The sequence below is a fragment of the Streptococcus sp. 11-4097 genome (assembly GCF_018215285.2).
Lineage (GTDB): Bacteria > Bacillota > Bacilli > Lactobacillales > Streptococcaceae > Streptococcus.
The window spans coordinates 978,587-994,803 of sequence record NZ_CP185262.1; the positions used below are offsets into that span (position 1 = coordinate 978,587).

The 16,217-nt window shown below is 39.4% G+C and carries 9 protein-coding genes; 7 read left to right on the plus strand and 2 right to left on the minus strand.

Annotation, left to right across the window (positions count from 1 at the left end):
* Positions 1-116: 116 nt before the first annotated feature.
* Complete coding sequence (gene nrdE / locus KB197_RS04880) at positions 117-2,276, minus strand: class 1b ribonucleoside-diphosphate reductase subunit alpha (protein WP_033686900.1); 2,160 nt, start codon at positions 2,274-2,276, stop codon at positions 117-119.
* A gap of 80 nt (positions 2,277-2,356) precedes the next feature.
* Positions 2,357-2,575: a glutaredoxin-like protein NrdH gene (gene nrdH, locus KB197_RS04885; protein WP_000259240.1), complete on the minus strand. Its 219-nt coding sequence runs from the start codon at positions 2,573-2,575 to the stop codon at positions 2,357-2,359.
* 350 nt (positions 2,576-2,925) lie between these two features.
* Between nrdH and KB197_RS04890 the strand changes: the two genes are divergently transcribed.
* The 7 genes from KB197_RS04890 to KB197_RS04920 all read left to right on the plus strand — a co-directional run bounded on the left by KB197_RS04890 (position 2,926) and on the right by KB197_RS04920 (position 16,216).
* Positions 2,926-3,189, plus strand: coding sequence for a phosphocarrier protein HPr (locus KB197_RS04890; protein WP_000146947.1), 264 nt, complete (start codon positions 2,926-2,928; stop codon positions 3,187-3,189).
* A gap of 5 nt (positions 3,190-3,194) precedes the next feature.
* Positions 3,195-4,928 (plus strand): phosphoenolpyruvate--protein phosphotransferase, encoded by a 1,734-nt coding sequence (gene ptsP / locus KB197_RS04895; RefSeq protein WP_004241506.1) that lies wholly within the window; start codon positions 3,195-3,197, stop codon positions 4,926-4,928.
* 143 nt (positions 4,929-5,071) lie between these two features.
* Positions 5,072-5,989, plus strand: coding sequence for a zinc-binding lipoprotein AdcAII (gene adcAII, locus KB197_RS04900; protein WP_212573595.1), 918 nt, complete (start codon positions 5,072-5,074; stop codon positions 5,987-5,989).
* Positions 5,990-5,996: 7 nt separating this feature from the next.
* Positions 5,997-8,528, plus strand: a complete 2,532-nt coding sequence (locus tag KB197_RS04905; protein ID WP_212573594.1) for a pneumococcal-type histidine triad protein — start codon at positions 5,997-5,999, stop codon at positions 8,526-8,528.
* A gap of 157 nt (positions 8,529-8,685) precedes the next feature.
* Positions 8,686-11,280, plus strand: a complete 2,595-nt coding sequence (locus KB197_RS04910) for a pneumococcal-type histidine triad protein (protein WP_212573593.1) — start codon at positions 8,686-8,688, stop codon at positions 11,278-11,280.
* A gap of 180 nt (positions 11,281-11,460) precedes the next feature.
* Complete coding sequence (gene adcAII / locus KB197_RS04915) at positions 11,461-12,351, plus strand: zinc-binding lipoprotein AdcAII (RefSeq protein ID WP_421127990.1); 891 nt, start codon at positions 11,461-11,463, stop codon at positions 12,349-12,351.
* A 7-nt stretch (positions 12,352-12,358) separates the two neighbouring features.
* Positions 12,359-16,216: a pneumococcal-type histidine triad protein gene (locus KB197_RS04920; protein ID WP_212573591.1), complete on the plus strand. Its 3,858-nt coding sequence runs from the start codon at positions 12,359-12,361 to the stop codon at positions 16,214-16,216.
* The last annotated feature ends 1 nt before the right edge of the window (position 16,217 follow it).

Consider the following 16,217-nt stretch of genomic DNA (forward strand, 5'->3'; position numbering starts at 1 on the left):
AAAAAGTCGGAAGTCCGACTTTTGTGTTTTTCCATAGTATAGGTGCTTATTCCAGTTTAGTTTAGCAGGGTGAATGAATCACTAATTTGAGAAAAAGTAGTTTCCTCAAGCAAAGATTAAATCACACAGCTTTCACATTGGTTGGCACCGACTTCTCCACCATCATCTGTAAAGGTACGGACGTAGTAGATAGACTTGATACCCTTGTTAAAGGCATAGTTACGAAGGATTGACAAGTCACGTGTCGTTTGTTTGTTTTCTTTCTTCCATTCGTAAAGTCCTTTTGGAATGTCACTACGCATGAAGAGTGTGAGTGAAAGTCCTTGGTCCACGTGCTCAGTTGCAGCAGCATAGACATCAATCACTTTACGCATATCCATGTCGTAAGCAGAAGTGTAGTAAGGAATGGTTTCTGTTGACAAGCCAGCAGCAGGGTAGTAGATTTTACCGATTTTCTTTTCTTGACGTTCTTCGATACGTTGCGTAATCGGGTGGATAGAAGCAGAAACATCATTGATGTAACTGATAGAACCATTTGGCGCTACAGCAAGCCGGTTTTGGTGGTAAAGACCATCTGCTTGAACCTTGTCACGAAGTTCAGCCCAGTCAGCAGCACTTGGGATAAAGACATCTTTGAAGAGTTCTTTAACACGGTCTGATTTTGGAACAAATTCGCCAGTTACATACTTGTCGAAGTAGCTTCCGTTAGCATAGTCTGATTTTTCAAAGTTGTGGAAGGTGATACCACGTTCACGCGCAATATTGTTTGACTCAACTAAAGTCCAGTAGTTCATAAGCATAAAGTAGATGCTAGTAAACTCAACAGACTCAGGCGATCCATATTCAATCAATTGTTGGGCAAGGTAGCTGTGAAGTCCCATTGCACCAAGACCAAAGGTATGAGCTTGGCTATTTCCGTGGTCGATGGTAGGAACAGCTACGATGTGTGAACTATCTGTAACGAAAGTTAAGGCACGCACCATAGCACGGATAGAACGACCAAAGTCAGGTGAAGTCATCATGTTAACCACGTTGGTTGAACCAAGGTTACATGAAACATCCGTTCCCATTTGAAGGAATTCTTGAGCATCGTTGATCAAGCTTGGTTCTTGGACTTGAAGAATCTCAGAACACAAGTTACTCATGATAATCTTACCATCAACTGGGTTGGCACGGTTAGCTGTGTCGATGTTGACTACATAAGGGTAGCCAGATTCTTGTTGCAATTTAGAGATTTCAGTTTCCAAATCACGCGCCTTGATTTTTGTCTTGCGGATATTTGGATTTGCGACTAGCTCATCGTATTTTTCAGTGATGTCGATGTAGTTAAATGGCACACCGTATTCAAGCTCTACTGAGTAAGGGCTGAAGAGGTACATTTCTTCATTTTTACGTGCTAATTCGTAGAATTTATCGGGCACCACAACACCAAGTGAAAGGGTCTTAACACGAACTTTTTCATCGGCGTTTTCTTTCTTAGTTGAAAGGAAGGCGATAATATCTGGGTGGAAGACGTTGAGGTAGACAACACCAGCACCTTGACGTTGACCCAATTGGTTTGAGTAAGAGAAGCTGTCTTCGAAAAGCTTCATAACAGGAACGACACCAGAAGCGGCTCCTTCATAGCCTTTGATAGGTGCACCAGCTTCACGAAGGTTACTGAGGGTAATTCCCACACCACCACCGATACGTGAAAGTTGAAGAGCCGAGTTGATAGAACGTCCGATAGAGTTCATATCATCAGTTACTTGGATCAGGAAGCAAGATACCAACTCCCCACGACGAGCACGTCCAGCATTCAAGAAGGAAGGAGTAGCAGGTTGGTAGCGTTGGTGGATGATTTCATTGGCAATATCGATGGCAACAGCCTCATTGCCATCAGCGAAATAAAGGGCGTTAAAGAAGACACGGTCTTCCATGCTTTCAAGATAATATTCACCGTCGTTAGTTTTCAAAGCATATTGATTGTAAAATTTATAAGCTGCCATGAAAGACTTGAATTGGAAGTTTTGGTCTTTGATAAATTGAGACAATTCTTCCAAAAACTCTGGACGGTATTTCTTGATAAAGGCTGTTTCGATGTAGTTGTGTTCAATGAGGTAGTTGATTTTATCCTTGATTGAATCAAAAACCATAGTATTTGGAACTACATTTTCTTTAAAGAAAGCATCCAAGGCTTCCTTATCTTTATGAAGCATGATTTGTCCATTGACAGGACGGTTGATTTCGTTATTGAGACGGAAGTAAGTCACGTCTTCAAGATGTTTTAATCCCATAAAATTTCCCTTATCTAATTACAAAAGAAAGGCTTCTAAGTTAGCCCTAGAAGCAGTTTCTTCTGGATGATGTACTAAGATTATGCTAATTGTTTCAGTTTTCCTGGTTGGAAACCTGAAAAGACTTCAGTTGGTGTTTGGATAACAGGAGCTGCGCTGAAACCGAGCTCTTTAACTTGATCGATGTACTCAGGTTGCTCATCAAGATTGATTTCACGATAAGCGACATTATTACTGTCCAAGAAACGTTTGGTCATCTTACATTGGACACAGTTGTTTTTAGAATAAACGGTTACCATTGTGTAACTCCTCTTTCAAAATAGATTACTTTCTTAGTATATCAGAAAATAAATTTTTGTCAATGATTTGAAACTAAATATAGTGGTCTATTTTTATACTCAAGGTAACAAAACACAATATGTAGTGTTTGTTTTGTAAAATAGTCATGATTATCCTAGAAGTAGTTTTTTGGAAAACTATATCCTGTGTTTTGTTATCTAGAATAGAAGATTTTCAGCAAGTTATCTGAAAGGAAATCGAATAAATCCCATAAAATGCTTGAAAAAAATCCTAGAAGATGGTATAATACCAAATTGTAAGGGTTATCACGTATAACTCAAAAAAGAAAGAACAAAAGGAGAGTCAAACTATGGCTTCTAAAGATTTCCACGTAGTGGCAGAAACAGGTATTCACGCACGTCCAGCAACATTGTTGGTACAAACTGCTAGCAAATTTGCTTCAGATATCACTCTTGAGTACAAAGGTAAATCAGTTAACCTTAAATCAATCATGGGTGTTATGAGTCTTGGTGTTGGCCAAGGTGCTGATGTAACTATCTCAGCTGAAGGTGCAGATGCAGATGACGCTATCGCTGCAATCTCAGAAACAATGGAAAAAGAAGGATTGGCATAAGGAAAATGACAGAAATGCTTAAAGGAATCGCAGCATCTGACGGTGTTGCAGTTGCAAAAGCATATCTACTCGTTCAACCGGATTTGTCATTCGAGACTGTTTCAGTCGAAGATACAAACGCAGAAGAGGCTCGTTTGGATGTAGCTCTTGAAGCTTCTCAAAACGAGCTTTCTCTTATCCGTGAGAAAGCTGTAGGTACGCTTGGTGAAGAAGCGGCTCAAGTTTTTGACGCTCATTTGATGGTTCTTGCTGACCCAGAATTGATTGGTCAGATTAAAGAAACAATCCGTGCTAAGAAAGTCAATGCAGAAGCAGGTCTTAAAGAAGTGACTGACATGTTCATCACTATCTTTGAAGGCATGGAAGACAACCCATATATGCAAGAACGTGCAGCGGATATCCGCGACGTGACAAAACGTGTATTGGCAAACCTTCTTGGTAAGAAATTGCCAAACCCAGCTTCTATCAATGAAGAAGTAATTGTGATTGCGCATGACTTGACACCATCTGATACAGCTCAATTGGACAAAAACTTTGTAAAAGCTTTTGTAACAAATATCGGTGGACGTACAAGCCACTCAGCTATCATGGCACGTACACTTGAAATTGCAGCTGTATTGGGAACAAATAACATCACTGAAGTAGTGAAAGACGGTGATATCCTTGCCGTTAACGGAATTACTGGTGAAGTGATTATCAACCCAACAGATGAACAAGCGGCAGAATTTAAAGCAGCTGGTGAAGCTTATGCTAAACAAAAAGCTGAATGGGCACTTTTGAAAGATGCTCAAACAGTGACTGCTGACGGTAAACACTTCGAGTTGGCTGCTAACATCGGTACTCCAAAAGACGTGGAAGGTGTTAACAACAATGGTGCAGAAGCGGTTGGACTTTACCGTACAGAGTTCTTGTACATGGATTCTCAAGACTTCCCAACTGAAGATGAGCAGTACGAAGCATACAAGGCTGTTCTTGAGGGAATGAATGGTAAACCTGTGGTTGTTCGTACAATGGATATTGGTGGAGATAAGGAACTTCCTTACTTCGATATGCCACATGAAATGAACCCATTCCTTGGATTCCGTGCCCTTCGTATCTCTATTTCTGAAACTGGAGATGCAATGTTCCGTACACAGATCCGTGCCCTTCTTCGTGCTTCTGTTCATGGTCAATTGCGTATCATGTTCCCAATGGTTGCCCTTTTGAAAGAATTCCGTGCAGCTAAAGCAGTTTATGAAGAAGAAAAAGCAAACCTTCTTGCTGAAGGTGTTGCAGTTGCGGATGATATCCAAGTTGGTATCATGATTGAAATCCCTGCAGCAGCGATGCTTGCAGACCAATTTGCAAAAGAAGTAGACTTCATGTCAATTGGAACAAACGACTTGATCCAATACTCAATGGCAGCAGACCGTATGAACGAGCAAGTTTCATACCTTTACCAACCATATAACCCATCAATCCTTCGCTTGATCAACAACGTTATCAAGGCAGCTCACGCTGAAGGTAAATGGGCTGGTATGTGTGGTGAGATGGCTGGTGACCAAAAAGCTGTTCCACTTCTTGTCGGAATGGGCTTGGATGAGTTCTCTATGTCAGCAACATCAGTCCTTCGTACACGTAGCTTGATGAAGAAATTGGACACTGCTAAGATGGAAGAGTACGCTAACCGTGCCCTTACAGAGTGTTCAACAATGGAAGAAGTCCTTGAACTTCAAAAAGAATACGTTAACTTCGATTAATGTCATTAACCTTGTAACCTAGTTGCAAGGTTTTTTTGATAGTTTAAAATCAGAAATTTATTAACTAGTTCATAAAATGCTTGACAATAAAAAAAATAGGAGTAGAATATTAACTAGTTAATTAAATAGTTAAGGAGTTATCTATGAAGAAAAAAAGTTTATTTTTAGTATTGTTAAGTGTCTTTCTTTTGTGTTTAGGTGCTTGTGGGCAGAAGGAAAGCCAGTCAGGTAAAGGGATGAAAATTGTGACCAGTTTTTACCCTATCTATGCCATGGTCAAGGAAGTATCTGGTGACTTGAATGATGTTCGAATGATTCAGTCAAGTAGTGGGATTCACTCCTTTGAACCTTCAGCAAATGATATCGCAGCCATCTATGATGCAGATGTCTTTGTTTACCATTCGCATACGCTCGAATCTTGGGCAGGAAGTCTGGATCCCAATCTAAAAAAATCCAAAGTTAAGGTTTTAGAGGCTTCAGAAGGAATGACATTGGATCGTGTCCCTGGTCTAGAAGATGTGGAAGCAGGTGATGGAGTTGATGAAAAAACGCTCTATGATCCTCATACTTGGCTAGATCCTGAAAAAGCTGGCGAAGAAGCCCAAATTATAGCTGATAAACTTTCAGAGGTGGATAGTGAACACAAAGAAATTTACCAGAAAAATGCGCAAGCCTTTATCAAAAAAGCTCAAGAATTGACTAAGAAATTTCAACCTAAATTTGAAAAAGCGAGTCAGAAAACATTTGTAACCCAACATACAGCCTTTTCTTATCTAGCTAAGCGATTTGGACTCAATCAACTTGGAATCGCAGGTATCTCTCCAGAACAAGAACCAAGTCCAAGACAATTAACAGAAATTCAGGAATTTGTTAAAACCTATAAGGTTAAGACGATTTTTACAGAAAGTAATGCTTCTTCGAAAGTAGCTGAAACTCTTGTTAAATCAACAGGTGTAGGTCTAAAAACTCTGAATCCTTTAGAGGCAGACCCACAAAATGACAAGACTTATTTAGAAAATCTTGAAGAAAATATGAGTATTTTAGCAGAAGAATTGAAATGAGGAAAGAATGAAAATAAATAAAAAGTATTTAGCTGGTTCAGCAGCTGCACTTGTTTTAAGTGTCTGTGCTTATGAACTAGGTTTGCATCAAGCTCAAACTGTAAAAGAAAATAACCGTGTTTCATATATAGATGGTAAACAACCAAGCCAAAAGGCAGAGAATTTGACACCTGATGAAGTCAGTAAAAAAGAAGGTATTAATGCCGAGCAAATTGTTATCAAGATTACGGATCAAGGTTATGTAACTTCACACGGTGATCATTATCATTACTATAATGGCAAGGTTCCTTATGATGCTATCATCAGTGAAGAACTCCTCATGAAAGATCCGAATTATCAGTTGAAGGCTTCAGATATTGTCAATGAAATCAAGGGTGGCTATGTGATTAAGGTAGATGGTAAGTATTATGTCTATCTAAAGGATGTAGCGCATGCTGATAATGTTCGAACAAAAGAAGAAATTACTCGTCAGAAGCAGGAACACGGTAGTAATCACGGAGGTGGATCTAACGATAAAGAGGTAGTCGCTGCCAGAGCTCAGGGCCGTTATACAACGGATGATGGTTATATCTTTAATGCATCTGATATCATTGAGGACACGGGCGATGCCTATATCGTTCCTCATGGCAATCATTTCCACTATATTCCTAAGAGTGACTTGTCTGCCAGTGAATTAGCTGCAGCTCGAGCCTTCCTAGCTGGAAAAACTAATCAACCAAGCTCAGTTGGGTATCGACCTTCAACAAATTCTTCTAGCAGTAGCTCATCAGAGACATCGAATAGTAGTTCATATGGACAAACGAATCAAAGCAATGTTGAGACCAATACCAGAAGATGGACTCCAAGTGTTAGCCCACAAGTGGATAATAGCTATCAAGCTAGTCCGAGTGAAGACGTATCCAGTCTCTTGAAACAGCTTTATGCCTTGCCGCTTAGCCAACGACATGTGGAATCAGATGGGCTTGTCTTTGATCCGGCGCAGATTACAAGAAAAACTGCGAATGGTGTTGCAGTGCCACACGGAGACCATTATCACTTTATCCCTTATTCTCAAATGTCTGATTTAGAGCAGAAGATTGCGAGAATGATTTCTGAAAATTATCAAGGAATTCATACTACTGCAGGTGGTAAAGAATTAAAACCGATTCCGACTCCAAGCCTTCCAAAACCAATTCCATCTCCTGTTTTGCCAGCTCTTAGCTTAAAACCTTTGAAACCTATTGTAAAACCGGCTCCTAGTCCAAATCCTAAAATAGACTCAAATTCTTCTTTGGTTAGTCAGCTGGTACGAAAAGTTGGAGAAGGATATGTTTTCGAAGAAAAAGGAATCTCACGCTACGTCTTTGCGAAAGATTTACCATCTGAAACTGTTAAAAATCTTGAAAGCAAGTTATCAAAACAAGAGAGTGTTTCACACGCTTTAACTGCTAAAAAAGAAAATGTACCACCTCGCGACCAAGAATTTTATGATAAAGCATATAATTTATTGGCCGAGGCTCATAAATCCTTGTCTGAAAATAAAGGTCGCGTTTCTGATTTCCAAGCCTTAGACAAATTAGCAGAACGCTTGAATGATGAATCTTCTAATAAAGAAAAATTGGTAGATGATTTATTGGCATTTCTAGCACCAATTACCCATCCTGAGCGACTTGGAAAACCAAATTCTCAAATTGAATATACCGAAAACGAAGTTCGTATTGCTCAATTAGCTGATAAGTATACAACGTCAGATGGTTATATTTTTGACGAACATGATATTATCAGTGATGAAGGAGATGCCTATGTAACACCTCATATGGGCCATAGTCACTGGATTGGAAAAGACAGCCTTTCTGATAAGGAAAAAGCTGCGGCTCAATCTTATACTAAAGAAAAAGGTATTTTACCTCCATCTCCAGACGCAGATGCTCAAGCAAATCCAACTGGAGATAGTGCAGCGGCCATTTACAATCGTGTGAAAGGGGAAAAACGAATTCCTCTCGTACGACTTCCATACATGGTCGAGCATACAGTTGAAGTTAAAAATGGTAATTTGATTATTCCTCATAAGGATCATTACCATAACATTAAATTTGCTTGGTTTGATGATCATTCATACAAGGCTCCAAATGGTTATACTCTGGAAGACTTATTTGCGACGATTAAGTACTATGTTGAACATCCTGATGAACGTCCACATTCTAATGACGGATGGGGAAATGCCAGCGAGCATGTCTTAGGTAAGAAAGACCACAGTGAAGATCCCAAAAAGAACTTCAAAGCGGATGAAGAACCAGTAGAGGAAACACCTGCTGAGCCAGAAGTTCCTCAAGTAGAGACTGAAAAAGTAGAAGCCAAGCTCAAAGAAGCAGAAGCTTTGCTTGCGAAAGTAACAGATGCTAGTCTGAAAGGCAATGCGACAGAAACCCTAGCTGGTTTACGAAATAATTTGAGCCTGCAAACCATGGATAATAATGGTATCATGGCAGAAGCAGAGAAATTACTTACGTTGTTAAAAGGTAGTAATCCTTCACCTGTAAATAAGGAAAAAACAAACTAATGAAAAATGGGAGTCTCGATAAAGAGGCTTTCATTTTTATTATGTATATACGAAAAATTCTTGACAAGCAGTACTAAAAAGAGTAAACTATTAACTAGTTAATTAACTGGTTTATTATGTTATAGTGAATCAAATAGAGTTAAGAAAAGAGGAAAGAATGAAAATCAATAAAAAATATCTAGCTGGGTCAGCAGCAGCACTTGTTTTAAGTGTCTGTGCTTATGAACTAGGTTTGCATCAAGCTCAAACTGTAAAAGAAAATAACCGTGTTTCATATATAGATGGTAAACAACCAAGCCAAAAGGCAGAAACTTTGACACCTGATGAAGTCAGTAAAAAAGAAGGTATTAATGCCGAGCAAATTGTTATCAAGATTACGGATCAAGGTTATGTGACTTCTCATGGAGACCATTATCATTACTATAATGGCAAGGTTCCTTATGATGCTATTATCAGTGAAGAACTGCTGATGAAGGATCCTAATTATCAGTTGAAGGATTCAGACATTGTCAATGAAATCAAGGGTGGCTATGTGATTAAGGTAGATGGTAAGTATTATGTCTATCTTAAGGATGTGGCACATGCTGATAATGTTCGAACAAAAGAAGAAATTACTCGTCAGAAGCAAGAGCACAGTAGTAATCACGGAGGTGGTTCTAACGATAATGCGGTAGTAGCTGCTAGAGCTCAAGGCCGCTATACAACGGATGATGGTTATATCTTTAATGCATCTGATATTATAGAAGATACAGGTGATGCTTATATCGTTCCTCATGGTAATCACTTCCACTATATTCCTAAGAGTGACTTGTCTGCCAGTGAATTAGCTGCAGCCCGAGCCTTTTTATATGGTAAAGGTAGTCAAACAAGTTCAGTTGGGTATCGTCCTTCAACAAATTCTTCTAGCAGCTCATCAGAGACATCGAATAGTAGTTCATATGGACAAACGAATCAAAGCAATGTTGAAGCAAATACCAGAAGATGGACTCCAAGTGTTAGCCCACAAGTGGATAATAGCTATCAAGCTAGTCCGAGTGAAGACGTATCCAGTCTCTTGAAACAGCTTTATGCCTTGCCGCTTAGCCAACGACATGTGGAATCAGATGGGCTTGTCTTTGATCCAGCGCAGATTACAAGAAAAACTGCGAATGGTGTTGCAGTGCCACACGGAGATCATTATCACTTTATCCCTTATTCTCAAATGTCTGATTTAGAGCAGAAGATTGCGAGAATGATTTCTGAAAATTATCAAGGGAATCATACTACTGCAGGTGGTAAAGAATTAAAACCAATTCCGACTCCAAGCCTTCCAAATCCAACTCCGACTCCAATCCCTGCTCCAGAGCCTACCCCAATACCAAGTCCACAACCTGTACCAAATCCTCAACCAACTCCAAGCAATCCAATTGATGGAAAATTGGTAAAACAGGTGATTCGAAAGGTGGTTGATGGTTATGTCTTCGAAGAGAATGGAATTTCGCGTTATATTGCTACCAAGGAACTTTCGGCAGAAACTGTTGCAGCCATTGATGATAAACTTGCCAAACAAGAAAGTTTGTCTCATGAGTTAGGAACTAAGAAAACCAATCTTGCATCTGGTGATCAAAAATTTTACAACAAAGTTTATGATTTACTAGCAACAGTTCACCAAGATTTGATTTCCAATAAAGGGCGCCAAGCTGATTTTGACGCTTTTGATAGACTATTGGAACGTCTCAACGATGAGTCAAGTGATAAAGTCAAGTTAGTTGATGATATCCTTGCTTTTCTAGCGCCGATTCGTCATCCAGAACGTTTAGGAAAACCAAATGCACAAATAGCTTACACAGATGATGAGATTCAAGTAGCCAAGTTGGCAGGCAAGTATACAACAGAAGATGGCTATATCTTTGATCCACGTGATATCACCAGTGATGAGGGGGATGCCTATGTAACTCCGCATATGAGCCACAGTCATTGGATTAAGAAAGATAGTTTGTCTGAAGCTGAAAGAGCAGCAGGTCAAGCTTATGCTAAAGAGAAAGGTTTGACGCCTCCTTCAACAAATCATCAAAGTTCAGGAAATACTGAGGCTAAGGGAGCAGAAGCGATTTACAATCGAGTAAAAGCAGCTAAGAAGGTACCACTTGATCGTATGCCTTACAATCTCCAACATACTGTGGAAGTTAAAAATGGAAGTTTGATTATACCTCATTATGACCATTACCATAACATCAAATTTGAGTGGTTTGACGAAGGACTTTATGAGGCACCTAAGGGGTATACTTTAGAAGAACTATTTGAAACTGTGAAGTATTATGTCGAACATCCAAACGAACGTCCGCATTCAGATAGTGGTTGGGGCAATGCGAGCGACCATGTTCAAAGAAACCACAATAGTCAAGCTGCTAACAATCAAACAGAGAAACCAACAGAGGAGAAACCTCAGACAGAAAAAATTGAGGAGGAAAAACCTCGCGAAGAAAAACTGAAAAATGAGAAAGCAGAATCTCCAAAACCAAAAGAATCAGAGGAATCAGAAGAAGAATCACCATCGGAACCAGAGGAACATCAGGTTGAAACTGAAAAGGTTGAAGAAAAACTGAGAGAGGCGGAAGAGTTACTTAAAAAGATTCAGGATCCAATTCTTAAGTCCAATGCCAATGAAACTCTCACAGGATTAAAAAATAACCTGTTATTTGGTTCTCAGGACAACAATACTATTATGGCAGAAGCTGAAAAGCTATTAGTCTTGTTAAAGGAGAGTAAGTAACTATACAACTATTATAGAAGATAAAAAAGGAGCAGAATATGGATTCTGTTCTCTTTTTTATGAAATTGTGTAAAAATTCTTGACATATTTTCTAAATAAAGATAAACTATTTACTAGTTAATTAAATGGTTAAACACTAGTTAAGGAGTTATAGTGAAAAAGAGGACGATTTTAGTATTGATGACCAGTGTATTGACTCTGGTATTAGCTGCTTGTGGCCAAAAGGAAAGCCAGTCAGGTAAAGGGATGAAAATTGTGACCAGTTTTTATCCTATCTATGCCATGGTCAAGGAAGTATCTGGTGACTTGAATGATGTTCGAATGATTCAGTCAAGTAGCGGAATTCACTCCTTCGAACCTTCGGCAAATGATATTGCAGCAATATACGATGCAGATGTATTTGTCTACCATTCGCATACACTCGAATCTTGGGCAGGAAGTCTGGATCCAAATCTCAAAAAATCCAAAGTTAAGGTTTTAGAGGCTTCTGAAGGAATGACATTGGATCGAGTCACAGGGCTAGAGGATGTGGAAGCAGGGGATGGAGTTGATGAAAAAACGCTTTATGACCCTCACACTTGGCTAGATCCTGAAAAAGCTGGAGAAGAAGCCCAAATTGTCGCTGATAAACTTTCAGAGGTTGATAGTGAACACAAAGAAACTTATCAAAAAAATGCGCAAGCCTTTATCAAGAAAGCTCAAGAATTAACTAAGAAATTCCAACCTAAATTTGAAAAAGCGAGTCAGAAAACATTTGTAACCCAACATACAGCCTTTTCTTATCTAGCTAAGCGATTTGGACTCAATCAACTTGGTATTGCAGGCATCTCTCCTGAACAAGAACCAAGTCCAAGACAACTAACAGAAATTCAGGAATTTGTTAAAACCTATAAGGTTAAGACGATTTTTACAGAAAGTAATGCTTCTTCGAAAGTAGCTGAAACTCTTGTCAAATCAACAGGTGTGGGTCTAAAAACTCTGAATCCTTTAGAGGCAGACCCACAAAATGACAAGACTTATCTAGAAAACCTAGAAGACAATATGAGTATTTTAGCAGAAGAATTGAAATGAGGAGATTATGAAAATAAATAAGAAGAAACTTGCTGCTGGTGCAGCTGTCGTCCTTTCTTTAAGTCTTTGTATTTATGCATTGAATCAACATCAGACAGGAGAGAATAAAGATACGAATCGTGTATCTTATGTAGATGGGAAACAAGACACTCAAAAAACAGAGACACAAACACCAGAGCAAGTTAGCAAAAAAGAAGATATCCAGGCTGAACAAATTGTTGTGAAAATCACCGATCAAGGTTATGTGACTTCACACGGTGATCATTTCCATTATTATAATGGGAAAGTTCCTTTTGATGCGATTTTCAGTGAAGAACTTTTGATGAAAGATGCCAATTATCAACTTAAAGACGCTGATATTGTCAACGAAGTCAAAGGTGGTTACATTATCAAGGTAGATGGTAAGTATTATGTTTACCTTAAGGATGTGGCACATGCGGATAACGTTCGTTCGAAGGACGAAATTGAACGCCAAAAACAAGGTCATACTCACGATGCACCAACATCTAATAGTGCAGTGGCGCTTGCTCAATCTCAAGGTCGCTATACTACTGATGATGGCTACATCTTTAATGCATCTGATATTATAGAGGATACTGGTGATGCTTATATCGTCCCTCACGGAGGACATTACCACTACATTCCAAAGAGTTCCTTGTCTGCTAGTGAATTGGCTGCAGCACAAGCCTATCTCTCTGGAACTAGAAAACAAGCGAGTGTGACTGACTATCGTCCAAGTACAAATGGGACTGGTCAAACTACCAAGTCTATTCAACAGGCTGAAATACCAAGTAATAAATCCGAGAGTCTTCAAAGTCTATTACAGCAGCTTTATGCTCTTCCAAGTACTCAACGATATACTGAATCGGATGGTTTGACTTTTGACCCTGCTAAGATTTCAAGCAGAACACCAAGTGGTGTAGCGATTCCTCATGGAAATCACTATCATTTCATTCCCTATACAAAGCTTTCTGCATTAGAAGAAAAGATTGCGAGAATGATTCCTCTAACTAGTGACAGTGAGAAACCAACACCATTGGAGAATCCAAGCAAACCAGCAGAAAAACCTACTCATCAAAACCATCATCATGAGCAAGACGGTGACCATGGAAGTCAGGCACCTAAGCATGAAGAACATGGACATGACGCTCATCATGATGAAGACCATGATCATGGTTTTGATGCCAATCGTGTCATCAGTGAGGATGAACAAGGCTTTGTCATGTCACACGGTGATCATAATCATTACTTCTTTAAGAAAGATTTGACAGCAGAGCAAATTAAGTCCGCCCAAGATCATCTGAAAGGTAAAAAACCATCAGTACCGAGTCCAGCCCATGATGATGAACACGATAACGATAATCATGGCCACAAACATGATGAAGACCATGATCACGGTTTTGATGCCAATAGCGTCATCAGTGAAGATGCGGCAGGCTTTGTCATGACTCATGGTGACCACAATCATTACTTCTTTAAGAAAGATCTAACACCAGAACAAATCAAGGCGGCGCAGGATCATTTGAGAGGTAAAACGTCAGTAACACCAAGCCCAGCCCATGATGATGAACACGATAAAGATAATCATGGTCGCAAACATGATGAGGACCATGATCACGGTTTTGATGCTAATCGTGTCATCAGTGAGGATGAGCAAGGCTTTATTATGAGTCATGGTGATCATAACCATTACTTCTTTAAGAAAGATTTGACAGCAGAGCAAATTAAGTCCGCGCAGGATCATTTGAGAGGTAAAACGACAGTAACACCAAGACCAGCCCATGATGATGAACACGATAACGATAATCATGGCCATAAACATGATGAAGACCATGATCACGGTTTTGATGCTAATCGTGTCATCAGTGAGGATGAACAAGGCTTTGTCATGAGTCATGGTGACCACAATCACTACTTCTTCAAGAAAGATTTGACAGCTGAGCAAATTAAGGCAGCTCAGGATCATTTGAAAACACATCATGATGCGGAGCCTGTAAAACCTCTTGCTAAAACGGTAGAGTCTTTCTCAAGAGATGCTAGCGATGAAGAAAAGATTGCTTATATTTCTAAAACATACGGAGTTCCACTTGAAGCGATTAGAATTTCAAACGGATTCTTTGTCTTTGGAAATCCAGACCAAGCCTACGATCCGACTCATATCCATCCCTACGCTGTTCGTAAGGAACATGTTCGACTCCCACTCCAAACTGGCAATCCAGAGCTTGATTTCTTAAATGAACTCTATACCACTGCTTTGCGAGATGGTGTGTCTCCATATAGCTTGCAGGTAGAAAATGGTAGTTTTGTGATTCCTCATGGCGACCACAATCACTACATCAAGGTTCAAACTAAGGGCTATGAAGTAGCTTTGAAAAACAAAATTCCAGCTCTCCAATCCAACTATCAACCTGGAGCTTTTGATGAGAAGGCAGTTTTGGCAAAAGTAGATCAACTTTTAGCTGATAGCAGAAGCATCTACAAAGACAAGCCTATCGAACAAAGACAGATTGAGTTAGCCTTAGGTCAGTTTACTGAAAACATGAAGAAACTGGCAACTAACTCTACAGCAGGTTATCTTGCGACACTGAATCTCTTTGATAAGCAATATATCCATATTGATGAAAGTGTCAAACCAGTTGAAACAAGTGCTTTAGATAAGAAATATCAGGCCTTGATTGATAAAATCAATACCCTGGATACAGACTCTTATGGCCTTCCTAAGAAAGACCTTCTCGTTCAACTTCAAGAAGCTAAGTTAGCTAAAGATGAGGCTGGTTTAGCAGCGGTTGAATCACAACTTCAAGCATTGCAAGACTTTAATGACCGAACAGGTGTTACAACTGTAGAATACATCAAGTATTTCTACGAACACGTAAATGACGGTCGTTTGAGTGATGAACTTCGAAACAAAGTAGCTCAGTTGACTTGGACCTTGTATCAATCTCAATCCTTCCTTAAGGCAGCAGAATTGAACAAATTATTCCCAAGCATCTATCAGGCAAAACAAGAAGTGGAAGAAGCTTTGAAAGCTCAACCAACTAATGCGAAATCAAGTCAGACAGTTCTAGATACTGAAAAAGTCGATAATCAAAGTGCTAAGACAGCTATTTATGGCTTCTTGAAAGAATTGTACGGAGACTTTATGCCTGAAGAGCATGTCAATCATGTTAGCAAGGAACAAGTAGAAAGTCTCTTGAGCAAGGCAACTCAACTTTTGGAACAAATCCAAGAAGAAGGCATTAGACAATCTTTGGCAGAAGAAGTAGAAAATCTCAAAGCTGCTACAAACAAGGCTGATGCTGACTTGGATGAAGTAAATAGTCAGGTGAAAGATGTCTTGACTCGTATCGCTAGCGCCCTTCAACAAGAGAAGGAAAATGCAGAGCAAGATCCTCAGACGCTTGTTCTTTATCAAAAACTCTACGATATTCTTATGTCGCTTCATGCTTATTTAGAAAACAATAAGGGTTCTGATGCGGACTTTGATAAGGTGGATGCTCTACTAGATCAACTTTCTGCTAAGAGTAAAGATAAAGCTGCTTTACTTGAATTGACAAAAGCTATTCTGGTCTTGAATCAAGAAATCAAGTCAAAATCAAGTGCAAGTGAAGAAGCAACTCCAGCAACAAATGCTGAATCAAATGGTGATAAGACAAGTGCTGAGAACCAACCAAACGTAGCTGTAGAATCTAACAGTGAAACTGTAAGTGACGAAAACAAACAGAGCAATGCAACAGATTCTAAACCAGCTGAATCAGCTTCAGAAAAGGAAACAACAGATTCTAAACCAGGTGAATCAACTTCAGAAAAGGAAACAGCAGAATCTACAACAAGTGCTGGAAATCAAGAAAAACCAGCAGAATAAA